The sequence below is a fragment of the Candidimonas nitroreducens genome, from assembly GCF_002209565.1.
Classification (GTDB): domain Bacteria; phylum Pseudomonadota; class Gammaproteobacteria; order Burkholderiales; family Burkholderiaceae_B; genus Candidimonas; species Candidimonas nitroreducens.
Map to the genome: position 1 here is coordinate 716,485 of NZ_NJIH01000003.1, position 26,590 is coordinate 743,074.

25 protein-coding genes are annotated in these 26,590 nt (G+C 64.5%); 18 read left to right on the plus strand and 7 right to left on the minus strand.

Annotation, left to right across the window (positions count from 1 at the left end; all coding sequences use genetic code 11):
- Positions 1-52: 52 nt before the first annotated feature.
- The 13 genes from CEY11_RS06930 (at position 53) to CEY11_RS06990 (ending at position 13,947) form a co-directional block, all read left to right on the plus strand.
- Positions 53-1,105, plus strand: coding sequence for a TauD/TfdA family dioxygenase (locus CEY11_RS06930; protein WP_158215222.1), 1,053 nt, complete (start codon positions 53-55; stop codon positions 1,103-1,105).
- A gap of 2 nt (positions 1,106-1,107) precedes the next feature.
- Positions 1,108-2,505 (plus strand): MmgE/PrpD family protein, encoded by a 1,398-nt coding sequence (locus tag CEY11_RS06935; RefSeq protein WP_088602603.1) that lies wholly within the window; start codon positions 1,108-1,110, stop codon positions 2,503-2,505.
- A 139-nt stretch (positions 2,506-2,644) separates the two neighbouring features.
- On the plus strand, positions 2,645-3,709 hold the full coding sequence (locus tag CEY11_RS06940) for an ABC transporter substrate-binding protein (RefSeq protein WP_088602767.1): 1,065 nt from the start codon (positions 2,645-2,647) through the stop codon (positions 3,707-3,709).
- Positions 3,706-4,476: an ABC transporter ATP-binding protein gene (locus CEY11_RS06945; protein ID WP_088602604.1), complete on the plus strand. Its 771-nt coding sequence runs from the start codon at positions 3,706-3,708 to the stop codon at positions 4,474-4,476. The genes CEY11_RS06940 and CEY11_RS06945 overlap by 4 nt, the downstream gene beginning before the upstream one ends.
- Positions 4,477-4,537: 61 nt before the next feature.
- A complete protein-coding gene (locus CEY11_RS06950) occupies positions 4,538-5,455 on the plus strand; it encodes an ABC transporter permease (RefSeq protein WP_088602605.1) in 918 nt (305 codons plus the stop codon).
- A 358-nt stretch (positions 5,456-5,813) separates the two neighbouring features.
- Positions 5,814-7,124, plus strand: coding sequence for an ABC transporter substrate-binding protein (locus CEY11_RS06955; RefSeq protein ID WP_233154747.1), 1,311 nt, complete (start codon positions 5,814-5,816; stop codon positions 7,122-7,124).
- A 129-nt stretch (positions 7,125-7,253) separates the two neighbouring features.
- Complete coding sequence (locus tag CEY11_RS06960; protein WP_088602607.1) at positions 7,254-7,997, plus strand: SDR family NAD(P)-dependent oxidoreductase; 744 nt, start codon at positions 7,254-7,256, stop codon at positions 7,995-7,997.
- Between the two features lie 75 nt (positions 7,998-8,072).
- On the plus strand, positions 8,073-8,942 hold the full coding sequence (locus CEY11_RS06965; protein WP_088602608.1) for a carbohydrate ABC transporter permease: 870 nt from the start codon (positions 8,073-8,075) through the stop codon (positions 8,940-8,942).
- 9 nt (positions 8,943-8,951) lie between these two features.
- Positions 8,952-9,764, plus strand: coding sequence for a carbohydrate ABC transporter permease (locus tag CEY11_RS06970; protein ID WP_088602609.1), 813 nt, complete (start codon positions 8,952-8,954; stop codon positions 9,762-9,764).
- Between the two features lie 17 nt (positions 9,765-9,781).
- Positions 9,782-10,756, plus strand: a complete 975-nt coding sequence (locus CEY11_RS06975; RefSeq protein ID WP_088602610.1) for an alcohol dehydrogenase catalytic domain-containing protein — start codon at positions 9,782-9,784, stop codon at positions 10,754-10,756.
- Between the two features lie 9 nt (positions 10,757-10,765).
- Positions 10,766-11,842, plus strand: a complete 1,077-nt coding sequence (locus CEY11_RS06980) for an ABC transporter ATP-binding protein (RefSeq protein ID WP_088602611.1) — start codon at positions 10,766-10,768, stop codon at positions 11,840-11,842.
- 102 nt (positions 11,843-11,944) lie between these two features.
- Positions 11,945-12,898 carry a PfkB family carbohydrate kinase gene (locus CEY11_RS06985; RefSeq protein ID WP_233154748.1) on the plus strand — a complete coding sequence of 318 codons (954 nt, stop codon included), beginning with the start codon at positions 11,945-11,947 and terminating at the stop codon, positions 12,896-12,898.
- A complete protein-coding gene (locus CEY11_RS06990; protein WP_088602613.1) occupies positions 12,895-13,947 on the plus strand; it encodes a tagatose 1,6-diphosphate aldolase in 1,053 nt (350 codons plus the stop codon). The genes CEY11_RS06985 and CEY11_RS06990 overlap by 4 nt, the downstream gene beginning before the upstream one ends.
- Here CEY11_RS06990 and CEY11_RS06995 read toward each other — a convergent pair.
- Positions 13,935-14,963 carry a LacI family DNA-binding transcriptional regulator gene (locus CEY11_RS06995; RefSeq protein ID WP_088602768.1) on the minus strand — a complete coding sequence of 343 codons (1,029 nt, stop codon included), beginning with the start codon at positions 14,961-14,963 and terminating at the stop codon, positions 13,935-13,937. The genes CEY11_RS06990 and CEY11_RS06995 overlap by 13 nt on opposite strands.
- A 48-nt stretch (positions 14,964-15,011) precedes the next feature.
- A complete protein-coding gene (locus CEY11_RS07000) occupies positions 15,012-15,917 on the minus strand; it encodes a LysR family transcriptional regulator (RefSeq protein ID WP_088602614.1) in 906 nt (301 codons plus the stop codon).
- A gap of 236 nt (positions 15,918-16,153) precedes the next feature.
- On the opposite strand from CEY11_RS07000, the gene CEY11_RS07005 reads away from it, so the two are divergent.
- Positions 16,154-17,146, plus strand: coding sequence for a Bug family tripartite tricarboxylate transporter substrate binding protein (locus CEY11_RS07005; protein ID WP_088602615.1), 993 nt, complete (start codon positions 16,154-16,156; stop codon positions 17,144-17,146).
- Positions 17,147-17,253: 107 nt separating this feature from the next.
- On the opposite strand, the gene CEY11_RS07010 is transcribed toward CEY11_RS07005, so the two are convergent.
- Positions 17,254-18,042: an SDR family NAD(P)-dependent oxidoreductase gene (locus tag CEY11_RS07010; protein WP_088602616.1), complete on the minus strand. Its 789-nt coding sequence runs from the start codon at positions 18,040-18,042 to the stop codon at positions 17,254-17,256.
- Positions 18,043-18,237: 195 nt separating this feature from the next.
- Entirely contained in the window at positions 18,238-19,167 is a 930-nt protein-coding gene (locus tag CEY11_RS07015) for a LysR family transcriptional regulator (protein WP_088602617.1), read from the minus strand.
- Between the two features lie 150 nt (positions 19,168-19,317).
- Here CEY11_RS07015 and CEY11_RS07020 point away from each other — a divergent pair, with 150 nt between their 5' ends.
- The 4 genes from CEY11_RS07020 to CEY11_RS07035 all read left to right on the plus strand — a co-directional run bounded on the left by CEY11_RS07020 (position 19,318) and on the right by CEY11_RS07035 (position 23,340).
- Positions 19,318-20,406: an Ldh family oxidoreductase gene (locus CEY11_RS07020; RefSeq protein ID WP_088602618.1), complete on the plus strand. Its 1,089-nt coding sequence runs from the start codon at positions 19,318-19,320 to the stop codon at positions 20,404-20,406.
- 72 nt (positions 20,407-20,478) lie between these two features.
- Positions 20,479-20,889, plus strand: a complete 411-nt coding sequence (locus CEY11_RS07025) for a cupin domain-containing protein (RefSeq protein WP_088602619.1) — start codon at positions 20,479-20,481, stop codon at positions 20,887-20,889.
- Positions 20,890-20,979: 90 nt separating this feature from the next.
- Positions 20,980-21,945 carry a Bug family tripartite tricarboxylate transporter substrate binding protein gene (locus CEY11_RS07030; protein WP_233154749.1) on the plus strand — a complete coding sequence of 322 codons (966 nt, stop codon included), beginning with the start codon at positions 20,980-20,982 and terminating at the stop codon, positions 21,943-21,945.
- A gap of 183 nt (positions 21,946-22,128) precedes the next feature.
- Positions 22,129-23,340: an MFS transporter gene (locus tag CEY11_RS07035; RefSeq protein ID WP_088602620.1), complete on the plus strand. Its 1,212-nt coding sequence runs from the start codon at positions 22,129-22,131 to the stop codon at positions 23,338-23,340.
- Positions 23,341-23,514: 174 nt separating this feature from the next.
- On the opposite strand, the gene CEY11_RS07040 is transcribed toward CEY11_RS07035, so the two are convergent.
- The 3 genes from CEY11_RS07040 to CEY11_RS07050 all read right to left on the minus strand — a co-directional run bounded on the left by CEY11_RS07040 (position 23,515) and on the right by CEY11_RS07050 (position 26,577).
- A complete protein-coding gene (locus tag CEY11_RS07040; RefSeq protein ID WP_088602621.1) occupies positions 23,515-23,796 on the minus strand; it encodes a peptidylprolyl isomerase in 282 nt (93 codons plus the stop codon).
- Positions 23,797-23,867: 71 nt separating this feature from the next.
- The gene (locus CEY11_RS07045) at positions 23,868-25,328 is read right to left on the minus strand and encodes an amidase (protein ID WP_088602622.1); all 1,461 of its coding nucleotides are present in this window, start codon (positions 25,326-25,328) and stop codon (positions 23,868-23,870) included.
- Positions 25,318-26,577, minus strand: coding sequence for a D-amino acid dehydrogenase (locus CEY11_RS07050; RefSeq protein WP_088602623.1), 1,260 nt, complete (start codon positions 26,575-26,577; stop codon positions 25,318-25,320). The genes CEY11_RS07045 and CEY11_RS07050 overlap by 11 nt, the downstream gene beginning before the upstream one ends.
- Positions 26,578-26,590: the final 13 nt, after the last annotated feature.

A 26,590-nucleotide genomic window follows, 5' to 3' on the forward strand; every position in this document is an offset into this window, starting at 1 on the left:
GTGCGCCCCGATTCTATCGATTCATCACACCATGCGTTCATTGGAGACGAGCATGAAAGATGCCTACCATGGCAATTCGAACTGGACTTCCGACACAATGGCGGATCCCCTGGAGTGGGTAATCCGGCTTTCCGGCCATCAGATTGCGGCAGTTGACCATGCGCTGCGCTCTGCTCAAAAAGCCGGCGTGGAAATTCAGGACATTACGAAAGAGAGTTTTCCGTTGCAGGGGTTCGACGCACTGGTTCCAGAGGTGCATGATCGGCTGGAAAATGGGCGCGGCGTGGTGGTGCTAAGAGGTTTGCCTGCGTTGAAATACAACAAAGACGAATTACGGCTGATGTATTGGGGCTTGGGGCTGCATCTCGGCACCGCCGTGTCCCAAAGCAGCAAAGGCGATCTGTTGGGCGATGTGATGAATTTTGGCAGTGATGTCAATAGCGCCACGGGCCGCGGCTATATGTCCAGGCAGGGCCTTGGCTTTCATACCGACAGCGCGGATGTGGTGACGCTCATGGTGCTGCGCACGGCTAAAAGCGGCGGGGTCAGCATGATTTGCAGCTCGGTGGCCATACGCAACGAGATAGCCCGGACGCGCTCGGATCTGCTCGATGTGTTGTATCAGCCTTTTTATTGGAGCTGGAAGGGGCAGGAGGCGTCGGGAGAGCTGCCTTACTACCAGCAGCCGATATATTCCGAATATGCGGGAAAATTCAGCTCGCGCTACATTCGGCCGCATATTCTGGCTGCGCATGAGAATTTCAAGGAATTGCCGCCACTTTCGGAGGCACAGCGCGAAGCCATATCGGTGGTACAGGCCCATGCCAACGATCCACGGTTCCACTTCGGCATGTTGTTCGAGCCTGGTGATATCCAGTTGCTGAACAATCACGTAACTTATCACGCTCGGACGGGATTCGTGGATTTTGACGAACCGGATCGTAAGCGCCATTTACTGCGCATGTGGCTGTCGGTGCCAAACAGCAGGGAATTGAGCCCGCAGATGGGCGCCTTGTATCGTGATCGAAGTGTCGGAGCTGTACGTGGCGGCTTCCCGTCACGCACAGGCACTCATAGTTTCGAAACCGTGGCCGCCCAGGATTGATCATGAGCACACAACGGTCGGATGCACTGACGCTGGCGGAAAAGCTGGCCGAAATCAGAATCGACAATATATCGCCTCGAGCATTAAAAGTGGCGCGAGCCGGCATCATCGACACGATAGGCGTGACGCTGCTCGGCTCTTTGGAGCCGCCGACGGTCGTTCTGAAAAAAGCGCTGGCCGGCGGCATTTCGCCCGGTGAAGCGCTGATGTTCGGCACGGATCGCCGAGTTGGAATGCTGGATGCAGCCTTGGTCAACGGAACCGCATCGCATGCGGCCGATTATGACGATATGGCGCACGCCATGGGCGGCCATCCTTCTGTCACCCTGGTTCCAGTAATTATGGCATTGGGAGAAACGCTGGGTTCATCGGGCCGCCAGGCGCTTGAAGCCTATGTGGTCGGGTTCGAGGCGGAGTGCAGGGTGGGGCGCGTGGTGAATCCCCATCATTATGAAAAGGGCTGGCACCCTACCTCTACTATCGGGGTGTTCGGTGCCGCCATGGCCGCGGCACGCATGTTGCAGCTGGATGTCCAGCATACCGCGACCGCTCTCGCAATTGCCGCGTCCTTGGCCAATGGCGTAAAGGCGAATTTTGGAACGATGACCAAGCCCTTGCATGTGGGGCATTGTGCCAGGAACGGGCTATTCGCCGCCCAGCTGGCCAATAGCGGATTCACGGCAAATCTCGATGCCTTGGAAAGCAAGCAGGGTTTTTTTGCAGCTTTTGATGGCCTTGAAAATGTGGATCGGGGGCGCATGCTCGACGATTGGGGTGTGCTGCTGGAGGCCGAGCAAGAGTCTGTCGGCTTGAAACAGTACCCGTGCTGTGGCAGCACGCACGCTGCCATCCGGGCGATGCTGGAACTGGTTGGCCGCGGTCTGAAGCCAGAAAATGTTGCATCCATCGAAATCAAGGCCAATCGGCGGCGCTTGCCTCACACCAACAATCCCGATCCGCAATCGCCGCTGGCGGCGAAGTTCAGTATTCAATATGTTACTGCCAGGTCCTTGGTCGATGGCGCGGTGCGATTGCACCATTTCGAGAATGACGCCTACGTGGAGCCCAAGGTGCGGGAATTGATCGCAAGAACGTCTTTGGCTGCATTCCCGAAGACCGCGAACGCAGGCACCCATGAGGAAGAAAATGAATTCGCGGCTGACGTCACGGTAGTGACCAAGGACGGGAGAACGATGGTCGGTAGTGTGCCGCATGCCTTGGGGCGTGGCGGTGCGAACCCGATGTCCGATCATGAAATGTGGGAAAAATTCAGCGACTGCGCCACGCGGCTGTTGCCCGCGGCGCAGGTGGCCGATGGCTTCGAGGCATTGCAGCGCATAGACCAATGCGCGAACTTGAGCGAGATCACGAAAATGCTGGAAGCCGGATCCCGCTCATAGGTAGTGCACGCCGCAGTTTGGAAATAGAATGGCGCAGTAGGCACTGCGCAGGGAACGTATGCTGTTGCTGTCGCGGATGCCCAAGGTTCCGCCGGCGCCTTGGCCGGCCATCGGCGATTCACACCGGAGACAAACAGACATGACGCAACCGATTCCTTCCCCGCGCCGCCGCAGCATCCTGATCGCCGCCGGGGGGCTGGCTGGCGCCGGCCTTCTGGGGGCAGGTGCCGCCCGGGCTGCGGCCAAGCTGGGCAATGTGCTGTATGGCCAAGGCAGTATCGACCCGATCTTCACCGCCGGCTACGTCGCGCTGAAAAAGGGCTACTTCGGCCAGGAAGGGCTCGAAGTCAAGTACATCAATTCCCAGAGCGGCCCGCGCACCAACCAGATGCTGGCGGCGCGGCAGATTCTGTTCGGCGCCACGGCGGCCACGGCCGCGCCGGCGCTGGCGCTGGCGGGCAAGCCTGCGGCCCTGGTGTTCGGCTTCGACCGCCGCATGACCTACGCCAATGTGTTGGTGCGCAAGACGGACTACGAAAGCGGCAAGTTCAAGACCCTGAAAGACCTGGCCGGCCAGCGTATCGGCGCGACCCAGCCGGGCTCGGTGACCGCGCTGATGGCGATCTATCTGATGCAGCGCGCGGGTATTTCCAAGACCGTGGACATCCGCCCGCTGGGCGATCTGGCCACCATGCTGGGCGCCCTGAAGACGGGCGCCGTGGCGGCCACCATGGCCACGGCCTCGATGATGGAGCAGGCCGAGCAGGAAGGCTGGGGCGTGTCGATCTTCGACGGCACCAACGATACGGCCTGGAACCAGTATGTGGGCGGCGACGTGCCGGGCATTGCCGCGTATACGCTGCGCGACACCATACAAAGCCACCCCGATCAGGTGCAGGCCTTCGTGACCGCCATGGTCAAGGCGCAAGACCTGATCAATGCCAGCTCGGCGCAGGCCATCACCGACCTGATCTACGACGACTACCTGAGCTCGCTGTCCAAGTCCAGCGTGCTCAAGGCGATAGACTTGTACAAGAACAAGGTCTGGCTCAAGGACAACATCATTACGCAGGAGGCCTACGACCGCATGACGCGCATCATGGGCGACGGGCGGCAGTTCAGCAACGAGCAGATCAAGACCGTGCCGTATTCCCAGTGCGTCGACATGAGTTTCGTGCGCAAGGCGCGGGGTATGGCGTCGTGATCGAGCTGCGGCATGTCAGCAAGACATACCAGACCGACAAGGCCAGCACCCATGCCATAGGCGATGTGTCGCTGCAGATCGACAGCGGCGAGTTCGTGTCCATCGTCGGCCCGTCGGGCTGCGGCAAGAGCACCTTGCTGCATATGATGGCGGGCTTTCTCATGCCCAGCTCGGGCAGCATCGTCATCGACGGCCAGCCCGTGGAAGGCAGGCTGCATCCGTCGCTGGGCTATATATTCCAGAAAGATACGCTGCTGCCCTGGTATACGGTGCAGAAGAACGTGGCGCTGGGCCTGCGCTTCCATTCCATGTCGCCGCAGCAGATCCAGAGCCGGGTGGCTGCGCTGCTGGAGCTGGGCCACCTGAGCGAATTCGCCAACGCCTACCCGCACCAGCTTTCGGGCGGCATGCGGCGGCGCGTGGCGCTTTTGATGAGCCTGGCCGTGGAGCCGCGCATCTTGTTGCTGGACGAGCCTTTCGGGGCGCTGGATACGCACACCAAGACGCACTTGCACCGGGAACTGATGGACATCTGGCGCAAGCTGGGGCAGACCGTGGTGCTGGTCACGCACGATCTGGACGAGGCCATCACCCTGTCGAGCCGGGTCGTGGTCTTGTCGTCGCCCCCTAGCGGTGTGCTGCTGGATGAGCATATCGATATTGAATATCCAAGAGATGTCTTCAGCGTGCGGGAAAGCGCCCAGTTCCTGAATCATTTCCAAAGCATATGGGGCGTGCTGGGGCAGCAGTTCCGCGCCACTGCCTAGCCTGGCGCCCACTTGTCCATTAGTGCGGCTCCTCTTTTAGTGTGAACAGGCCCTAACCGCCATGACGCTGCCATCTTCTTCCGATCAGGCCTCTGCCCGCGACGCGGACGCCGTGCGGCAAAGCGATTCGTTCCCGAGCCATGCCGAATACCTGGCGCGCAGCCGGCGTGCCGCCAGGACGCGCCGCGTGCGCATCACTGCCTGGCAAGTCGTCATCCTGGCCGTGATCATCGGTTCGTGGGAGCTGTTGACCCGCATACCCTGGTTCGTGCACAACACGATTTTCGACCCGTTCTTCATCAGCCGCCCGTCCCTGATCGCGGTGCGGCTCTGGCAGTGGATGCTGCCCGGCCCGCATTCGGTCTGGCCGCATTTGTGGCAGACCTTGCAGGCGACCTTCCTGGGCCTGATCGTGGGCGTGGGTAGCGGCTTCGTGGTGGGCATGGCGCTGAGCCGCAATCGCACCCTGGCCGATGTCTTCAACCCTTTCATCGTGGCCTTCAATTCCATGCCGCGCATCGCCTTCGTGCCGCTGATCACCATGTTCTTCGGCCTGGGCATCGCCTCGAAGGTGGCGACCTCGTGGTTCGTGGTGTTCTTCCTGGTGTTCTTCAATACCTACAAGGGCGGGCGCAGCGTCGAGCCCGAGCTGCTGGATTTTTGCCGCACGCTGGGCGGGTCGCCGCGCCAGATCCTGTGGCGTGTGCGCATACCTTCGGCGGCGGTGTGGACTTTCGCCTCGCTGCCCAATGCCATCAGCTTCGCGCTGATCGGCGTGGTGCTGGCGGAATTCGTCGGCTCTACCACTGGCATGGGCTACCTGATGATCACGGCGCTGGCCACGCTCAATGCCACCGACATGTTCGCGGCGATCACACTGCTGTCCATCGTCGGCGTAGGGCTGGTGTATTGCGTGACCTGGTTCGAGCAGCGGCTGCTGCACTGGCTGCCGGAATTCCGCGAGCAGCGCGAGCCGTGACGCCGGCGCCGGCGCGCATAGGCTTGGAGCGCCGGGGTTTTAGTAGGCCGTGACCAGTGTCTCGCTGCTTGGTGCGTATGCCGCCGGCGTGCGCCGGGCGTGCCGGTATTTCGAACTTTCGCTGCAATCCTCCTCGAGTTGAATCGCCCGTCCACCGCCTTGATTTGTTTTGTAACGGGTTTCATGAAACTGTCTAATACATATATATCTGTTTACCACCTGGGGCTGGAATATCCAGATCCCACTCTTTGTTCATAACGAAAAAAACATTGACACTCAAAAACTACAGCCATAGAATCATGTGCAAACGGTTACAAGAATAATAAAACCAGGCTAGTTGCTTCTACCAGGAGACAATATGAAAACCGGTGTAAAAAGAGCAGTTCTAGGTGTTGCCGCGGGTTTCGTGGCAGCCGGCTGCATGACGGTTCAGGCCGCCGATGCGCAGGCCTTCAACTGGAAAAAGTTCCAGGGTACGACACTGTCGATACTCGCCAACAACAACCCCATTGCCAATACGCTGATGAAGCATCGGCACGAGTTCGAGCAGCTCACCGGCATGAAGCTCAAGGTCGATACCTACCAAGAGCAGCAGATGCGCCAGCGCTTGATGACGGTGATGAATGCGGGCAGTGACGAAATCGATGTGTTCATGTCCCTGCCTTCGCGCGAGGGCTTGCAGTTCGCCAAGGCGGGCTGGTATGCGGACATGTCGTCTTATGTGAAGAATGATGCGGCGCCCGGCTACGATTTTGCGGGCCTCAGCCCCGGGCTGGTGAAAGATGCCACCGTAGACGGCAAGCTCAACGGCATCCCCTTGAATATCGAGGGCCCGGTGCTGTATTACCGCAAAGACGTTTTTGCCAAGTGCAAGGTGGCGGTGCCGAAGTCGCTCGACCAGCTTCCCGGCGTGGCGAAGCAGCTCAAGACCTGCGAGCCCGGCATGACGCCGTTCGTTTCGCGCGGCCTGAAGCCGGCCTTGCCCTTTACTTTCAGCGTGTTCCTGCACAATGAGGGCGGCGAATACATGAAGGACGGCAAGTCGCAGCTGTGCTCGGCCCCCGGCAAAGCCGCGCTGAGCCTGTATTCGAGCCTGTTGAAGGACTATGGCCCTCCGGGCGTCGTGAACTACAGCTTCTATCAGATTTCTTCGCTGTACAAGGACGGCCGCGCGGCCATGGCCTTCGAATCATCCAACGAGCTGCGCAACATGATGGCGGGCGGCGCGCGCTTGAAGGATACGGCCATTACCCTGTTGCCGCCCGGGCCCGGAGGCCTGCATCCGACGGTATTGGGATGGACGGCTGCCATTTCGTCCCATAGCAAGAAGAAAGAGGCGGCCTGGTATTTCATTCAATGGGCCACCAGCCCCAAGACGCAGGCCGAACTCGCCGTGGACGGCATCGTGTCGCCGCGCGCGTCGGTCGCCGACAGCCCGGGGTTCCGCAAGTGGGTCGACGCGCAGCCGGTGCGCAAGGAATGGATCGACGCGGTCAACCAGGTCGGCAAGCTGGGTGAATCGAAGATCGGTTATCCCATTGTTGCCAATGCCGAGTCGCGTGAATACATAGGCCAGGCCGTCACCGCCATGATCCTGGGCCAGAAGACGGTGCAGCAGGCGTGCAGCGACGCCGACGCCAAGCTCGACAAGCTGATCGCCGGAAACTGACGCGCGGCCCACATGCTTGCCGAAGCCGGCCCGGCCATGTCCGCAATGCCATGTAGGGCGCAAGCCGCGCTTTACATGGCGGCCGAGCAAGATGGTTTTTCCCTTTTTATATGTTGACCTGAGTCCGACATGTCTCTGTTCGCGTTCCAGCCTGGGTATCGGGTATTAGTCGTCGGCGGCGCCGGAGACATCGGAGCGGCGATTTCCCGGGCTTTCCTGCAGGCGGGATGCGAAGTCGTCGCCACGGGCGTGAACGACGCTGCCCTGGCCAACAGCATGTTGCAGCCAGGCCAGGGCCTGACGCTGGCAGCCCTGGATGTCACCGACGACGGGCAGATTGCCCAGTTCATGAAAGAGGTCGATCGCCTGGACGCCCTGGTCAATTGCGCCGGGATTCTGGCGCGCTTCGACGAGTTCCAGCTTGCGACCTTCCAGCGCGTGCTGGACGTCAATCTTACCGGCACGTTCCGCATGTGCAGCGCGTGCCGGCCCTTGCTGGAAAGGGCCGCGGGCCAGCGGCCGGGCAGCATCGTCAACATCGCATCCATGAACGCCTTTGCGGCGCTGCCTACCATACCGGCCTATTGCGCCAGCAAGGGCGGGGTGGTGATGCTGACGAAATCGCTGGCCCTGGCATGGGCCGATGCGGGCATACGCGTGAACGCCGTGGCCCCCGGCTACGTAGAAACTTCGATCAATGCCCAGGGGCGCAAAGACGCGGCCCACTACCAGCGCATCGCGGCGCGCATTCCGCAAGGGCGCTGGGCGCAGCCGGACGATATCGCGGGCAGCGTGGTGTACTTGTGCTCGCCCGCGGCAGACTATATGACCGGCTCGGTGACCACGGTCGACGGCGGCTTCCTGGCGGGCTGAGGGGATTATGCGATATTCGTTCCAGCAAGGCGATGGCCGGCGCGCTGCGGCGCGCATGGGCAAAGAGAGGCAGGAATGAGCCAGTCGATAGGCACGCGGCGGCAGTTGTTGGCCATGTCCCTGCCCGCCACGGCCTTCACCGTGCTGATGATCGCATTTCCGTTCATGTATGCGATCTGGCTCAGTTTCGAGCACTTCAGCGTCGGCATGCCGGCCACCTTCAACGGCGGCAGCAATTACGTGGCAATGGTGCAAGACCCGGAATTCTGGAACGGGCTGGAAGTCACCATCGAGCTGTATCTGCTGTCTTTGATCCTGCAGCTGCTGCTGGGCACATACATTGCCGTGCTGCTGCACAGCGCCAAGCACATCTGGGGCAGCCTGCGCACGCTGCTGATTTCCCCGTTCGTGCTGCCGCCCGTGGTGGTGGGCATGATGTGGCTGGTGATCCTGGATCCATCCATCGGGGCGGCCAACTGGATACTCGGCGAGTTCGGCCTGCCGCCGTCGAGCTGGCTGGCTTCGCCGCAGTGGGTCATCCCCACGGTGGCCATGATCGACTCGTGGCAGTGGACGCCCTTTGTTGCGCTGATCGTGCTGGGCGGACTGCAATCGCTGCCGCCCAGCGTCTACGAGGCGGCGCAGCTGGACGGAGCCTCGCGCTGGCAGACGTTTCGCCGCATCACGCTGCCGCTGCTGATGCCCACGCTGGTCACCGCGACGATACTGCGCAGCGTGGACTTATTGCGCTTTTTCGACATTATCTACATCACCACGCACGGCGGCCCCGGGAATGCCTCCAACACCTTGAACATCTACGGGTTTCGCAAGGGGTTCGAGTTCTTCGACATGGGCTACGCGAGCGCGCTGATGATCACCTTGTCGGCGATCGTGTTCGGTGCGGTGCTGGTATTGACGCGCCTGCGCAAGCATGCCGCATTGTAAGAGGCGACGATGAATTCACGGGTCTTGCGCTATCTGACGGTTCTGCAGCTGCTGGCCGTGGCATGTGTCATCTTGCTGCCCGTGGCGTGGATGGTGCTGTCTTCGTTCAAGCCTTCGGCGGACGTGACCGCCTACCCGCCCACGCTGGTGTTCTCGCCGACGCTGGAAAACTATGTACGGCTGTTCGAGACCACGCCCTTCGGCCTGTACGCCTGGAACAGCCTCGTCACCACTTGCGGATCGACGCTGATCGGTATTGCGCTGGGGGTGCCCGCCGCATTCGCCGTGTCTTGGACGCGAGTCAGCTGGCCGGCCACGCTGACGCTGCTGGCGCGCATGGCGCCCGGCACGCTGTTTCTGCTGCCCTGGTATGCCATGTTCCGCGCACTGGGCCTGATCGGCTCTTATTGGGCGCTGATCCTGACGCACGCGGTCATTACCATGCCTATCGTGATGTGGGTGCTGCTGCCGTACTTCGACGGCATCCCGCGCAGCGTCCTGGAAAGCGCGCAGGTCGACGGCTGCAATGCCTGGGTCATTCTACGGCGCATTGCGCTGCCTTTCGTGATGCCCGGGCTGACCGTGGCCGCCATCCTGGCCTTCGTGTTTTCGTGGAACTACTTTCTGTTCGCGCTGATTCTTTCCAACAGCGATACGAAGACCTTGATCGCGGCTTCGTTCAATTTCATCGGTGAAGGCGCCACCGATTGGGGCGCGCTGATGGCCGCCGCGACATTGATCGCGCTGCCGCCGCTGGTGCTGGCCTTCTGCGTACAGCGCCGGCTGGTGTCGGGGCTGGCGCTGGGCGCCGTCAAAGGATAGAGGGATAAAGGTTCGATATGCATGCTGCCAAATTCCACGGAAACAAAGAAATCTCCATCGAGGACGTCGCCAAGCCGACGGCCGCGGCCGGCGAGCTGCTGCTCAAGGTCAAGCGCACCGCCTTGTGCGGTTCGGACACGAAGCTCTGGATCAAGGGCGCGCAGTACACGCCAGGCCATGAAATCTTCGGTGTCGTCGAGGCGCCCGGGCATGCGCTGGATGGGCGGCGCTGCCTGGTGTACATCCCCGTGCATTGCGGCCACTGCGAGATGTGCCGGGCCGGCAATACGCAGATGTGCCTGAACGAATCGGTGCTGGTCGGCTGGAACCGGCCCGGCGGCTACGCCGAGTACCTGACCGTGCCCGAGCAGTGCCTGCTGCCGGTGCCCGACGATATCGACGACGACCTGGCGCCGCTGCTGCTGGACACCATAGGCACGTCGGCGCACGCCGTGCGCTTCATCCGGCCGCTGGTGCCGCCCGAAAGTTCCGGGCCGGTGCTGGTGACGGGGGCCGGGCCGGTGGGCCTGGGGGCCGTCATCGCCCTGCAGAACCTCGGATACCGCGACATTTATATTTCCGACCCCAAGGCCGAGCGCCTGGCGGTGGCCGAATCCTTCGGTGCGCGGCCTCATCCGCCGCAAGACATGGACAAGCGCTTCAAGCTGATCGTCGAGTGCAGCGGCGCCCACGCGGCGCGCACGCGCGCGATCGAAATCGTCCTGCCCAACGGCGCCGTGATGCTGGTCGGAGAAAACGACAACCCCTGGCCCTTGCAAGAGAACAAGGCCATCCGACGCAAGGACTTCTACATGGTGCGCACCTTTTATTTCCCCAAGGGCGATCTGGCCGCCAATATCGAGCTGCTGCGCGGCGACGAGGCCAAGTACCGCAGGCTGGTGGACACCACATTCGGCATCGACCGGCTGCCGGAAATGTATGGCCGCTTTGCCGCCGGCGAGCTGATCAAACCATTGCTCGCATTCGCGTAAGGGGCGCCTATGGCCGCGATACATATGAAGCAGCTGGTCAAGCGGTATGGCGATACCGTGGTCATACCCAGCCTCGACCTGGAGATCCGCGACCAGGAGTTCATGGTTTTTGTCGGGCCCTCGGGCTGCGGCAAGTCCACGCTGCTGCGCATCGTGGCGGGGCTGGAGCCGATCGATGGCGGCGAGCTGTATATCGGCGAAGAGTGTGTCAACGATGTGCCGCCGGCCAAGCGCGACATCGCGATGGTGTTCCAGGACTACGCCTTGTATCCGCACATGAGCGTCTACGACAATATGGCCTTCGGCCTGGAAATGCGCGGCACTGCGCGTGCCGAGATAGACCGCCGCGTCAAGCGGGCCGCGGATCTGCTGCATATCGAGCCCTACCTGAAGCGCAAGCCCGGGGCGCTGTCCGGCGGCCAGCGGCAACGCGTGGCGATGGGCCGCGCCATGGTGCGCAACCCCCAGGTGTTCCTGTTCGACGAGCCTTTGTCCAATCTCGATGCCAAGCTGCGCACCGAGGTGCGCACCGAGATCAAGGCTTTGTCGCAGGAACTCAAGACCACCATGATCTTCGTCACGCACGACCAGGTCGAAGCCATGACCATGGCCGATCGCATCGTGGTGCTGAACAAGGGCGTCATCCAGCAGGTGGGCACCCCGGATCAGGTGTACCGCGAACCGGCCAACCAATTCGTGGCCTCGTTCATCGGCTCGCCCACCATGAATTTTTTCGATGTGGCGGTCGAGCGCGACACCTTGCGCCTGAAGACTGGCGCAGCCTTGCCCGTGCCGCCCAGGCTGCTGCAGGTTCTGGCGCGCGACGGCGCACGCACGGCCGTGGCCGGCATACGCCCCGAACACTTGCAGATCGGGCCGTCCGGCGGTGCCGGCATCGGCATCACGCTAAGCGTGGTCGAACCGCTGGGCTCCGACACCTTGCTGTATTTCAATTGCGAAGGCGGCCGCCATGTGGCGCGGGTTCCTCCCGATTTCAAGGCCAGGGCCGGCGACAGTGCGACCCTGCAACTGCCCGGCGAAAAAATTCATCTGTTCCGCAGCAGCGACGGCACGGCGCTGCGCTGAACGGCACATCTCTATGGAGCAGGCATACATGCGCGTTGCGTCGCAAGAATCGACCGGGATGGCCCCGCGGGCGCCGTGTCCGGACGTGGCCGGCAGGGCGGCATGAGTATGAATTGGTGCGATCCGGATCGGCCGCCGCGGCCGCGCGTGATCTGCCTGGGCCTGTCGGCCTACGACTGCACCTGGGTGGTGGGCGATCTGCCGTCGGGCGATGGCAAGACGCGCGCCCTGGATCATCGCGAAGGCGGGGGTGGCATGGCCGCCAACGCCGCGGTGACCGTTGCCAGGCTGGGCGGCCGGGCGGAGTTCTGGGGGCGTGCCGGCGATGATGCGGCGGGCCAAGGCATGCGCGCCGAGCTGGGTGCCTTCGGTATCGATGTCGACCACTTCCGGCTGTTTCCGGGCGCGCGTTCGTCGGTCTCGGGCATTGTGGTCGACGAGCGCGGCGAGCGGATGATTTTCAATTTTCGCGGCGCGGGCCTGCCTGCCGAAGCCGGCTGGCTGCCGCTGGGCGGCCTGGCCGGCAGCGGAGCCGTACTGGCGGATCCGCGCTGGCCCGAAGGCGCCCTGGCGCTGTTCGTCGCCGCGCGCCGTGCGGGGGTGCCGACCGTCCTGGACGGCGACGTGGCCGACCCGGAGGTCTTCGATCTGCTGCTGCCGCATACGGATTTTGCGGTGTTTTCCGAGCCGGGCCTGGCGGGCTATGCGGGCGCGGCGGCCAAAGACGACGCCGGCCGCCTGGCATACGCCCGTAGCCGCGGCTGCGGGCTGGCCGCCGTGACGCTGGGCGCGCGCGGCCTGGTGTGGGACACGGGCCAGGGCGCCCGCCATTTGCCCGCGTTCCCGGTGCTTGCGGTCGATACCACCGGGGCGGGCGACGCGCTGCACGGCGCGCTGGCTTTCGCACTGGCGGCGGGCGCCGCGGCCGAAGATGCGCTGCGCTTCTCGGCGGCGGTGGCGGCCCTCAAGTGCCGCCACGCCGGCGGCAGGGCGGGTTGTCCGGATTTGCGGGAAGCCGTGGAGTTCCTGCACCATTTCAACAGGAGTAGAAATTGACATACACGCTTCGTCTGGGGAAAGAGCGGGGCCTGCGCCGCCTGGCCGACGACCAGGGGCATTTTTCCATGGTCGCGCTCGACCAAAGGCCCCCCATCATCAATCTGATCGCCAAACGGCGCGGCATCGAGCCGGCGCAAGTGGCCTACGCGGACATCGTGGCGGCCAAGAGACTGCTGGTAGAGGTGCTGGGCTCGCAGGCCAGCGCCATGCTGTTCGATCCCAACTACGCCTTGCCGGCGGGCATCGACTTGCTGCCGGCGCGCACCGGCCTGGTCATGACGCTGGAAGATCACCGCGCGCAAGATACGCCGGGCGGGCGCCTGTCCCATTCCATCAAGGACTGGAACGTGGAGAAGATCAAGGCCTGCGGGGCTGACGCCGTGAAGGTGCTGGCCTGGTACCGGCCCGATGCGGCCGCGCAGGTGCTCGAGCATCAGCGCAATTACGTGCTGGAGATCGGCAAGGAATGCCGCAGGCACGATATTCCCTATGTGCTCGAACTGCTGGTCTATCCGCTGACGGGCAGCGTGGCGCCGGCGGACGACTATGTCGAAGCGCCGCAGAAGCTGCCCGAGCTCGTCATCGACAGCGTGCGCGAGTTCTGCGATCCGCGCTACGGCGTGGACATGCTCAAGCTGGAAAGCCCCTTGCCGGGCGCCACTTTACCGGCGCGCGACGGCGGTGCAGAGCAGCAGCGGGTGCAGGCCTTGTTCGATGCGATGGGGGATGTCTGCCGCGCCGCGTCCATGCCCTGGGTCATGCTTTCGGCAGGGGTCACCGGCGAGCAGTTCGTGCGTGTCATGGAGTACGCGTTCGCGGCCGGAGCCCATGGCTTTCTTGCCGGCCGTGCGATCTGGGGACATGCCCTGCAGCAATTCCCCGACCTGCAGGCCTGCCGCGATACCTTGCGCAGCGACGGGCTGCAGACCTTGCGGCGCCTGGAAGACCTGGCGCGCGGGCATGCCGGCACCTGGTCGGCGAATTATGCCGGCCTGACCCGGGGCATCGAGGCCGAGGGCGATTTCTGCGCCGCCTACGCGCCTTGATCGGAGCGCGGGGCCGCCGTCGATTCCCGTACGACCAGCGACACTTCCACCTCGTGGTGCAGTGATACCGGCTGGTTGGCCAGGGTGTGCACGACGTATTCCCCCGCGCGCGTCCAGATGTCGTCGGTGGGCACGTGGATGGTGGTCAGGCTGGGCCGCAGGTGGCGGCTCCATTCCAGATCGTCGAAGCCCATTACCGACAGGTCTTGCGGCACCGAGAAGCCGCGCCGTTCGGCTTCGAGCATGGCCCCGTAGGCGATGACGTCGTTGCCGCAGATGAGGGCCGTGGGCTTTTCCCCGTCGCGCAGCATGATGTTGCGCAAGCCCTGGCGCGCGTCGTCCAGGTGATAGGGGATCTCGACATACCACTCGTCCCGCATGGCCAGGCCATGTTCGGCCAGCGCCTGGCGTACGCCCAGCACGCGGCCGGAGGCGCGGTCGTTGCGGCCGGTCAGGGCCGCGATCATGCCTATGCGCTTGTGCCCCAGGCCGATCAGGTACTCGCATGCCATGCGCCCGGCCGCGACGTTGTCGATGCCGACGCTGGCATAGGACTTGTCGGGATGGTAGACCCCGACATTGACGACGGGCATGCGCTGGTGCCGCAGCAACTGGCGCAGTTCGTCGGAATGAATGTCGCCGCGCAGGATCAGGCCGTCGATGCCGCGGCTGACCAGGTTCTGCACCTGGCGGAATTCGACCTCGGGGTCGTAGTCGTTGGTGGCCAGCAGGAACAGATAGCCCTGGGAGGAAAGGTATTTCTGCAGGGCCTCGATGCCGCGCGCGAACATGGCGTTGTCTACGGTAGGCAGTATGGCGCCCACGGTCTGGGTGCGGCGCGACGACAGCGCGCGCGCCGCGGCATCGGGAATGTAGCCGAGTTCCCGTACCGCGGCGTCGATGCGGGCGCGCACTTCCGGCCGCACCGCATTGGGGTTGTTCAGCGCGCGCGACACGGTTGCCGTCGAGGTATTGGCCTTCAGCGCAACTTGGCGTATTCCTACATGGTTGCCCATTTTCTTATGGCGGCTGTTGAGGTAGCGCAAGACGATGCGAAGCAGGTTTCATGATACCTGCAAGCGCAGCTTGTTGGAATCCACCTCTGCCACGCGCTGCAAGAACGCGCTGAGCGCGGGGTTGTCGTGCGCGGCGCGCCAGGCCAGGTAGATTTCGGCATGCAGGCCCTTGTGCTGCAATGGGCGGAAGACGACTTCGTCGAAGCGCAGTTCTTGGGCGGAGTCGGGAACGATGCCGGCTCCTATGCCGGATCTGACCAGCGCCAGCAAGGTGTGCGTCTGGCCCGCATACTGCACCACTCTCGGCGCCGCACCGGCCAGTTCCAGCGCGCCGACGATGCGGTCGTGGAAGTATTTGCCTTCCTTGGGCGCATAAAAAATGAATGGCTGCTGGTGCAGCGCGCGTAGTGGCACGGTTTGCAGCTGGGCCAAAGGAGAATCCTGGTGCAGGGCCAGCACCAGGGGTTGGCGCTCGATCAGGTGATGGGCGAAGCCGGGCTGCAGCGGCACGTGGCGGGTCAGCGCCACATCGAGTTCGCCGGCGACCAGCAGGCTGTTGAGGTCGGTCGACACCATTTCCCGCAGCTGTATGTCGACGTCGGGCAGCAACAGGCGAGTGCGCTTGATGAGTGCGGGCATCAGGCGGTAAGCCGCGACCGCCGTGAAGCCCAGTGCGATATTGCCGGCTTCGCCGCCGGACATGCGCCTTGCCGCCAGGGCGGCGCGCGCCGCCAGATCCAGCAGATGACGGGCGTCCCGCAGCAGGCTGCGACCTGCGGGGGTCAGCTCCACTTGGCGGCTGCTGCGCGCGAACAGCGCGGTGCCGACGTCCTGTTCCAGCAATTGGATCTGGCGGCTCAAGGGCGGCTGTGTCATGCACAGGCGCGCCGCAGCGCGGCCGAAGTGCAATTCTTCGGCCACGGCCACGAAGCATTCAAGTTGGCGCAGTTCCATCAATTTAATAGTTGAATTGATCGATGTTATTTATAGCTTGAACGGTCATAGATCGCAATTCATCCCTATACTTCGCCGACCCAAGGAATGGACTGCATGACGCAGGGCTCACGGTGCGTCAACCGGGCCCGGCGTGCGCACCCCGGACTGCGGCGCGTACGATGCGGCCCGGCCTTTGCGGGCTGACCCGTGCGGCCCGACCCCTATCACTATCCGCAAGAAAAGGCATGGAACTCATGGAGACTACAAATAAATTCCGCATCCGGGCGCGCTTGATCGGCGCCGCCGCTGCCGTGGCGGCACTGCTACCGCTGGCCGGCCACGCCGCCGACTCTTTTCCGTCGCGGCCCATCAATCTGATCGTGCCTTTCGCTCCGGGCGGCGGCACCGATATTTCCGCCCGCCTGCTGGCTTCGGAGCTGGGCCGCAAGCTGAACGTCAGCATCGTGGTCGACAACCGGCCGGGTGCGGGCGGCCAGATCGCCGCCGATTATGTGGCGCGCGCCAAAGCGGACGGCTACACCTTGTTGTTCGCAAATTCGGGCATGATGGCCATCAACCCCTGGCTGTACAAGCTGCGCAATGATCCCGCCAAGGCGTTCGAGCCCGTGTCGATGTTCTCGGATCTGCCGTTCGTGCTGGTGGTGTCGAATAACCTGAAGGCCAAGAATGTGCAGGAACTGGTCGCGCTGGCCAAGGCCGAGCCGGGCAAGCACACCTTTGCCAGTTCAGGCATAGGCGGGGCGCCGCACCTGGCGGGCGAAATCTTCCAGGAAGCCACCGGCGTGAAGCTGGCGCATATTCCCTACAAAGGGGGCGGCCCGGCCATGACGGACTTGATCGCCGGCCGTGTCGACATGTTGTTCGCGTCGGTACTGGAAACCGTGTCTTACGTAAAGGGCGGCAAGCTCAGGGCTTTCGCGGTAACCGGCGACAAGCGTGCGCCGGTGCTGCAGGGCGTACCTACGCTGGATGAGGCCGGCATACACAATGCGCAGACGGGCTCCTGGACGGCGGTGCTGGTGCCCAAGGGGACGCCCAAGGACATCGTCGACAAGTTGTCGCGAACCATACGTGAAGTGGCCGGTTCCAAAGACATCGAGGACAAGCTGACTTCGCAGGGGGCCGTGGCGCACGGCTCGACACCCGAAGAGCTGGCGCAGATCGCGGCCGACGCGCGCGCCCGCTATGGGAAGGTCATCAGGGAACGCCACCTTAGCCTGAATTGATCCGTCGCCATGGTGGCCGCGGGCGGCATTCCTGCTGCGCATAGGCAGCCGTGGCCGGCCCGCCGCAGCCCGGGGCTGCGCAGCGGGTGGGGTGAAACCAGGTTCGCCTATACCACCATGGGTGTCGCGGCGCCATCCATGCACAGGACGACGCCCGAAATGTAGCTGGCCCTGGGTGAGCACAGGAACAGCACGGCATTGGCGATTTCTTCGGGCGAGGCGATGTGGCCCAGCGGCATTTTGGCCTGCGCGCGTTGCAGGGCGGCTTCTTCCGTGATGTTGCGGGCCCGCGCCTCGGCCTTCAGGCCCTCGCTCATGCGGTCTGTCAGGGTGACTGTCGGGTTGACTGCATTCACGCGCACGCCCAGCGGGCCATACGCGGCAGCCAGGCCGGCGCTGGCCAGCATCAGCGCCGCGTTGGCGGCGCCTCCGGATATGTGCACGGTACTGGCCACCTTGCCGCCCATGCCCACGACATTTACCACGGCGCCGCTCTTGCGCTGGCCCATGCGCTTGATCAAGGGGTCGATCACATTGATGTAGGAGAAGAACTTCGCCTGCATCGAGTTCTGCCAGACTTGCGGCGTCAGCTCGGGAAACGGCACGCGGCGAGCCGCGCCCGCCGAATTGACCAGGATGTCCACAGGGCCGCCCGCCGCCTCTGCCGCCTCGATCATCTGCAGTGCCGCGGCCGCGTCGGTCAGGTCGGCGCGATAGCCCGTGGCCTCGATGCCCGCGTCGCGCAGCCTGGCGACGGCGGCATCCAGCCTGGCCGCATCGCGCCCGACTATGCTGATTCTGGCGCCTTCGCGCCCGAAGCCCTCGGCGCAGGCCAAGCCGATGCCGCGGCTGCCGCCCGTGATAAGTACGTGTTTGCCTGCAAGTTCGAGATCCATGGGGTTTTCTCTGGGTGGTGTGATGAGGGTGGAAACAGAATGCGTGACACACTATAGCGCCGGTCGGGCTGCTTGGGCCGCGAGGCTTTGTATCGTTGGCCCTGCTTCCCGTTGCCGGATTCGGCGGCGCCGCGCTGTCCGCCAGTGCGGCTCCCTTTCACTTTCAGGCTCTTGGGGCAAGCAGGCCTCAATGGCTCAATAGCGCGTCCGAGGCGGGCTGCCCAGGCTGAACATGCCCAGCCGCGACAGGCGGGTGGACTCTTCCAGTATCAGGTCTTTCAGCATCGAGACCGAGGGATCCTGGTTACGCCGGATCCGGGTGGCGATCAGCAATTGCCTGTTCAACTGGACACCGGAGATTTCCGATAGCGTGATTTTCGACCCTGATTCGAGCGGCTTGAATACGGATATGGGCATCAGCGTCGACCAATGCCCATGCACCACGAGTTCGCGAATGGAATCGACCGAGTCCATTTCCACGGGGATGTTCAGAGTGATGCCCAGCGGCGCGAGCTGCGGCTCGACGATGCCGCGGTGCAGGGTGGTCATCAGCAGGGGAATGCGCCGCAGGTCGGCCGCCTGGATGACGGGCCTGATCTCGCGTGATTTCTGCGTGACCAGCACGAAGGGCTCACCGAGCAGCGGCTGCAGGGTGACCGGCATGCCGGGTGCGTTGTCGGTCTTGGTGATGACTGCAATGTCGATAATGCCCTTCACCAGCCAGTCGAGCAGGGCCGGAGTGAAGGCCTCGCGTACGGACAGGTGCATGCCGGGCAGAATGCGCCGGCAGGTGTCGAAGACTCCCGGGACGATGATCCGGGCCAGCGTCGGCGATGCGCCCAGGGCGGCTCGGGACTGCGACGGACTACGCGGGGCCTCGAGCTGCTTTCTGACCCGATCGGCCTCGGCCAGCATGCGCTGCGCCGCCGTGTAGAGGGTTACGCCCGCAGGGGTGAGGTGCACACCGCGCGAGGTGCGCAGCAGCAGCTCGACCCCCAGATCCTGCTCGAGCTGGCGGATCTGGCGGGTGATGGCCGGCTGGGCGATAGAGATTGCCGCGGACGCGGCATTCAGGCTGCCGGCGTCGGCCGCGGCGACGAAGTATCGCAATGCGCGCAGATCCATGGGCTGGCCCGGTGGTGATCCAGATCGATGCGGGGTTGATACGCCAGGATTGGCCTTGCTATATCAAATTGATATGGCCGAGCCAATATACAGTATTGGACACCCCACAACAAGGTTCATACACTGCTTTCGAGTCCCTGTGAATCCGACATGACCAGACCAGACAATCAATTCGTGCGGGCAGAGGTGTCCGAATTGGCGCGCTTCATCGGCTGCGCGCTGGAACGCGCGGGCCTGCCCGCGGCGGACGCTGCCACGGTCGGCGGCCTGATGGCCGAGGCCGACCTGCAGGGCTCCGACGGCCACGGGGTCATACGCCTGCCCCAGTACGTGAAGCGCATCCGGGCCGGGGGCATCAATGTCCGCCCCGATATCCGCGTCGCCACCGAACAGGCGGCGATGGCGGTGCTGGACGGCGACAACGGCATGGGCCATCTGGTGGTGACACGCGCGGTGGAACTGGCGGTGGAAAAGGCCAGGGCCTGCGGCATAGGCTGGGTCAGCGTTCGGGCCAGCAATCATGCCGGCCCGGCATCGCTGTATGTGCGCAAGGTCATGCAGCACGATATGGTGGGCCTGTATTTCGCGGTGGGCAATGCCAATCACCTCCCGCCGTGGGGCGGGCTGGAAATGCTGCTGTCTACCAATCCGATCGCCGTGGCCGTGCCGGCCGGCACAGAACCTCCCATCGTGCTGGACATGGCCACCACGGTGGCCGCGTACGGCAAGGTCAAAGCGCTGGCCAAGCGCGGCGAGACGATGCCCGAAGGCTGGATGATGGATCGCGAGGGCCGGCCCCTGCTGGATCCGGCCAGGGCCGCCGAGGGCTTCCTGCTGCCCATCGGCGGCTACAAGGGTTACGGCCTGGCGCTGGTGGCGGGGCTGCTCGCGGGCACCCTGGGTGGCGGCGCCATGGGCCGCGACGTGGTCGATTTCAATCAGAATCACGTCACCCCCACCAATACCGGCCAGGCGATTCTGGCGCTCGACCTCAAGGCGTTCCGCGATCCGGACGTGTTCAAGGCCGACGTCGACCGTTTGATCCGCGACATCCGCAACAGCGAGCGCCTGCCGGGCGTGGAGCATATCCGGCTGCCCGGCGAGCAGAGCCATGCGAAGCGAAAACTGTATTCCGAGACGGGGATTCCGATCGCGGCCGCCCTGGCGCGCGACCTCGACGACCTGGCCTCGGATCTGGGCATCGAGCCCTTGCAACTGATGAGTCCGGTGCATCCGTGACGCTGCCGTCCCGGCCTGTCGCGGGGCGGGTTGCGCATGGATCGTGTATGTCCTTGTACAGGAGTCCGAATCATGAATGAACAGCACACGCCGGCGGTCATGTATCCCGACCGGATCAAGAGCCATGACCGCGGGGGCGGAGCCCGCACCACGCCGCTGGTCACACCGGCCGTCGGCGCCAAATCCTTCATCAACGGCATTACCGAATTCGCCCCGGGCACGGCCATACCTTTCCACAGCCACAATTGCGAGGAAAGCGTGATGCTGCTGGAGGGCGACGCCATCCTGGACATCCAGGGCAAGGAATACCGGCTCAAGCCCCTGGACACGACCTGGATTCCGCCCAACATTCCTCACCGGTTCCGCAACATGTCGCCGGATCAGGGCATGAAGATCCTGTGGATCTACGCCTCTCCCAACGCGACGCGCACGCTGCTCGAAACCGGCGAGACGCGGCCGATTACAGCCGAGCATCGCCAGTAGCCGCAGGCGTCGCTCGTCGGTGCGCGGGGAATGCGGCGCACCGACGGCCGGCGTCCCGGCGATAAAAAGTAAATCATCGAGGAGACTAAAATGCTGCGAATAGTTTGTGCCCTGTCCTGTGTAGCCGCGCTTGCCGCGGCAATGCCCGCGCATGCCGCGTATCCGGACAAACCCATACGCATGATCATCCCGCTGGCGGCCGGCAGCTCGGTGGACAACGCCGCGCGCGTATTGGCCAAGAAAATGGCCGAGAACATGGGCGCGTCGATCGTGATCGAAAACATACCCGGCGCGTCCGGCCAGATCGGCGCCGGCCAGGTCGCGCGTGCAGCGCCGGACGGCTACACCCTCGGCGGCTTCAACGACAGCATCATGACCATGCTGCCCAACATACAGGCGCGCCTGCCCTGGGACATTCTGAAGGACTTCGAACCGGTTTCGCTGGTGGCGACGATCGAATGGGGCCTGGTGGCCTCTCCGAAGACTCCCTATCATTCGGCGGCCGATCTCATCAAGGCAGCCAAAGCCCACCCCGGAGCAATCAATTACGGATCCGGCGGCGTTGGCAGCCCGCAGCACATTGCCATGGAGCTGTTCGATTCCGAAGCCGGAATCAAGATGCGCCATGTTCCTTATAAGGGCGCATCGCAGGCGGCGGTCGGCATAGCCGGCAATGAAGTATCGGTGGGGTTCCAGGGGCTGGCCGCCGCCACTGGTCTGGTGGAAGGGGGCAAGCTGCGGCTGATCGGCGTAACTACGCCCCAGCGCATGCCTCAATTTCCCGACGTGCCCACGGTGTCCGAATCGGGCCTGAAGGGGTTCAAGTTCAATTCCTGGTTCACCATCGTCGCCCCGGCCGGCACGCCCAAGCCCATCGTCGATCGCCTGAACGCGGAAATCGTGAAGGCCTTGAAGGATCCCGAAGTGATCGAGCGCTACAAGCACTATGGCCTGACACCGCGCGGCTCGACGGCGCAAGAACTGGGAACAGATACGCGCACGCAGCTGGCGCGCTACCATAAGCTGATCAAAGACGCGGGCATCCAGCCGCGCTAGGCAGGCCTTATAGGGGATTCGGTGTTGGGCCGGCCGGCCATGGCCGGCCGTGAAGCAAGGAGGCGGTAAAGGCCGCCGCGCCGAAGTAGGGCGCGCTGCAGCGGAATAAAATACGAGTTTATCCGCCTGCAGGTGCAAGGCGCCGTTGGCAGCACCGCGCGCCGGCGCAAGCCTCATTATTCAATGACTCGTTTCCCTTCCCGGCCCAAGGCCGCGGCGCGTTCGCCCGGCCTGGTTCTGTTCGCGCTTGCCATCGGCGCATTCGCCATCGGCACCACGGAATTCGCCACGATGAGCCTGCTGCCGTATTTCGCGGCGGATCTGCACGTGGATGCGCCGACTGCCGGCCACGTCATCAGCGCCTATGCGCTGGGCGTGGTGGTCGGCGCGCCGATACTGACGGTGCTGGCCGCGCGCATGGCGCGGCGCACGCTGCTGCTGTGGCTGATGGGCCTGTTTTCCCTGTTCAACGGCTTGTGCGCGTTTGCGCCCTCGTATCATTGGCTGCTGTTGCTGCGCTTTCTCAGCGGCCTGCCGCACGGCGCGTACTTCGGCATCGCCGCTCTGGTCGCGGTGTCGCTGGTGCCGCTGAACAAGCGCAGCCAGGCCGTGGGGCGGATGTTCCTGGGGCTGACGGTCGCCACCATCATCGGCGTGCCGTTCGCCAACTGGCTCGGGCACGCCGTGGGCTGGCGCTGGGGGTTTGCGCTGGTGGCCCTGGCGGGCGTACTGACAGTGATCCTGGTGGCGCTGCTGGCGCCCCGTGCGCCGGCCGAGCCGGGCTCCAGCCCTTTGCGCGAGCTGGGCGCGCTGCGCCAGACACAGGTCTGGCTGACGCTGGCCACGGGCGCCATCGGCTTCGGCGGCCTGTTCGCGGTCTACACCTACCTGGCCGACACGCTGATGCAGGTTACGCATGCCTCGCCACAAACCATACCCATAGTATTGGGGGTCTTCGGCGTGGGCATGACCGTCGGCAATATCGTGGTTCCCTGGTTCGCCGATCGCGCGCTAATGCGCACGGCCGCCGGCCTACTGGTCTGGAGCGCGATTGCCACGGCGCTGTTGCCGCTGACGGCGGGCAATATCTGGGCCGTAAGCGCGAATGTCTTCCTGATCGGCATCGGCGGCGCGCTGGGCACGGTGCTGCAGACCCGGCTGATGGACGTGGCCCGCGATGCGCAGGGCCTGGCCGCGGCCTTGAATCATTCCGCGTTCAATTTCGCCAATGCGCTGGGGCCGCTGCTGGGCGGCATGGCGATTGCGCACGGCCTGGGCTGGACGTCCACCGGCCCGGTGGGCAGCTTGCTTGCCCTGGGAGGACTGGCCCTGCTGTTGGCTTCGGTACGGCTGGATCGGTCGCGGCGCGGGCCGCTGCGCCCGGCGCGCGCATAGGGCGGTAGGCTTGTTTGCTGATCTGGGCTCGGCTCGCCGCGAGCCCCAAGCAGGCTTGGAAAAGCCCCTGCGAGAGGGGCCTTCGTCGCCTTCGTGCGTGGTTCGTACGCAGTACGGGCTGCTACGCGGCACCGGCCGGGTGAGGCTTGGCTACCGCGGCCAGTTGCGCCGGGTTCAGTCCTGGCGGCTGGTGACTTCCACCAAGTGGTAGCCGAACTGGGTCTTTACCGGGCCTTGCACCACGCCGACGGGGGCGCTGAACACGACTTCGTCGAATTCCCGAACCATCTGGCCGCGGCCGAAGGTGCCGAGGTTGCCGCCGTCGCGGCTGGAGGGGCAGCTGGAATTTTCTTTGGCGACTTGGGCGAAGTCGGCGCCGTTTTCAATGGCGGTCTTGAGTTCCTGGCACTTGGCTTCGGTATCGACGAGGATATGGCGGGCGGAGGCTTGGGCCATGAGGGCTCCTTGTATATAGAGGGTTGAATCCGACAGCATAACCTGTTTGAGCCGCGGCTACGCGCCGCGGCTCAACCCAGCGCCGGCGTGTATGGGGGCGGGCGCCGCCTGCCGCCTGCCAGTTCCCAGTGAGCCGCGTAATTCAGCAGGCTTTGTTCGCCGTAGGCGCGGCCCAGCAGCTCGAGGCCGACGGGCAGGCCCAGGCGCGTGTAGCCCGCCGGTATGGCGATAGCCGGCAAGCCGGTGCCGGGGCTCAGCTGGCTGTTGGGCCCGCTCATGGGCGTGCCGATCGCAACGGGTGCGGTGCGCAGCACGGGGTAGGCCAATGCGTCGAGCCGGTGCTGCTGCATGCAGGCAGTGACTGCCGCGCGCAAGGCGTGGCGGGCGGCTTGCGCCGCATCGTAGGCTGGGCTGTCGGGGGTTTGCGGGAGGTCGCGCAGGCGCAATACGGCGTCGAGTTGTTCATGGTGCCGCTGCTGCCGCAGGATTTCGGCCAGTGATTTCACCGGTGCGTGCGGCTGGCCGGACAAGTAGGCCGCCAGAGCGAATTTGAATTCGTGGGCAATGACATTGCTGTTGCGCATCATGTCCGCCAGCCCCGCGATGTGCACGTCCACGATCCGGGCGCCCAGGTCGCGCATGGCGGCGAGGGCCTGGCGCACGATGTCCGAAATTTCCAGTTCCTCGGGCTGCGCGCCGAACAAGTCGGGCAGCACGCCGATGCGTGCGCCGCCAAGAGCATCGGGCTCGAGCTGCGCCAGGTAAGAGGGCGGAATGTGATCCGCCGCGGCCAGCGTTGCCGGGTCGTCGGGATCGGGGCCCACGGTGGCGTCGAGCATGATTGCGAGGTCGCGAACCGTGCGGGCAAGGGGGCCGCCCACGTCCTGGGACGGGGACAGGGGCATGATCCCGCTACGGCTGGCCAGGCCCGGCGTGATGCGCAGCCCCACCAGGCTCTGGCACGCGGCGGGAATGCGGATCGAGCCGCAGGTGTCGCTGCCCATGCCGGCGGCGGCGAAGGAGGCGGCGACGGCGACGGCCGTGCCCCCGCTGGAGCCGCCCGGCACGTGCCCGGGGTCGTATGGGTTGCGGGTGGCGCCTGTCAGCGCCGATATATTGGTGATGCCGCAGGCCAGCTCATGCATGGTGGTCTTGCCCAGGATGACGGCCCCGGCCTGGCGCAGGCGCCGCACCTGGAAGGCGTCGCGTTCGGGCTGCAGCCCGGCCAAGGCCGGCGTGCCGCCGCTGGTGGGCATGTCGGCGGTATCGTAATTGTCTTTCAGCAGGATGGGTATGCCGTGCAGCGGCCCGCGCAGGCGGCCGCTGCGGCGCTCATGGTCGAGCGCTTCGGCCTGCGCCGCGGCGGCCGGGTTCAGCGTGATGATCGAATTGACGGCCGGCCCGTGCTGGTCGTAGGCCGCGATGCGGCGCAGGTAGGCCTGCACCAGTGCATGCGACGTGCTGCGGCCGGAGGACATTGCGTCCTGCAGTTCGGCGATCGAGCGCTCGAAAACGAAATCCTCAGGCTGCATTCAGGCGGAAGGGGGTCGGGTCTATGGGCGGGCGCCGGCCCGCCATCTGGGCCGCCAGCAGTGCGGCGCTGCCGCAGGCCAGCGTGAAGCCGAGTCCGCCCTGGCCAATATTCAACCACAAATTCTTGGCCGCGGGGCTGGCGCCGATGATGGGCTTGCCCGTGGGGGTGGCCGGGCGCAGTCCGGCCCAGGGCAGGGCCCGGCCCAGATCCAGGTGCGCAAAGGCTTCGCGCACCTGCCGCAGCAGCCCGCCGATGCGGTCGGGGCTGGGGCGCGTGTCTTCATAGCCCATGTCGACCATGGCGGCGGCCCGCAGCGTGGCGCCGATACGCGCGTAGACAATGCGCCGCTGGTAGTCGGTGACGCTGATGACAGGGGCCGTGTCGCCGCCGCTTTCCGGCAAAGGGATGCTGAGGCTGTAGCCTTTCAGGGCGTAGATGGGCACGTCGTGGCCGAGCGGGCGCAGCAGTGCGCGGCTGCCCATGCCGCTGGCGACCACATAAGCATCGGCCTCGATGTCGCCGGCGGCGCTGCGGGCCGCGACGATGCGCCCGCTTTCGCGCCGCAGGCCCAGCACCCGGGTATCGAGCATGCGCGTCGTGCCGGGGAACTGTTGCAGCCGTTCGAACAGGCCTTGCGTGAACTTGCGGCAATCGCCGGTTTCTTCGTCGGCGGTGTAGATGGCACCGGCCATGGCGCTGCCCAGGGATCGCAGGGACGGTTCGATCTGCAGGACTTCGGAGGGCGTCAGTACCCTCTGGCTGGAACCGTGCTCCGCCTGGTAGGCGACCAGCGCACGCGCCTTGTCCAGCAGGGCGGCGTCGCGGTAGACGATGAGCTTGCCGCTGCGCTGCAGATTGAAGTCCAGAGGTTCGTCGCGCAGCAGCGTGTGCAGCGTTTCGCGGCTCAGGTAGGAAAGCGTCAGCATTTGCGCCGTGGACGCGCGCGCCACGGACGAGCGGCAGGCGCCCAGGAATGCGGCGATCCAGCGCCATTGGTGGGGATCCCAGCGCGGCCGGAAGCGCAAAGGGGAGTCTTTTTGCCACAGCCATTTGGGCATGCTGGGAATCACCCCCGGCCCGGCCAGCGGCGCCACATAGCTATAGCTGAGCTGTCCGCCGTTGGCGAAACTGGTCATGCCGGCCGCCTCGGCGCCCGCCTCCAGCAGCGTGACTCGATGTCCTTCCTGTGCCAGCAGGTAGGCCGAGGTCACGCCGACCACCCCCGCACCGATCACGCAAACATGCATGGCCCGAAATCCG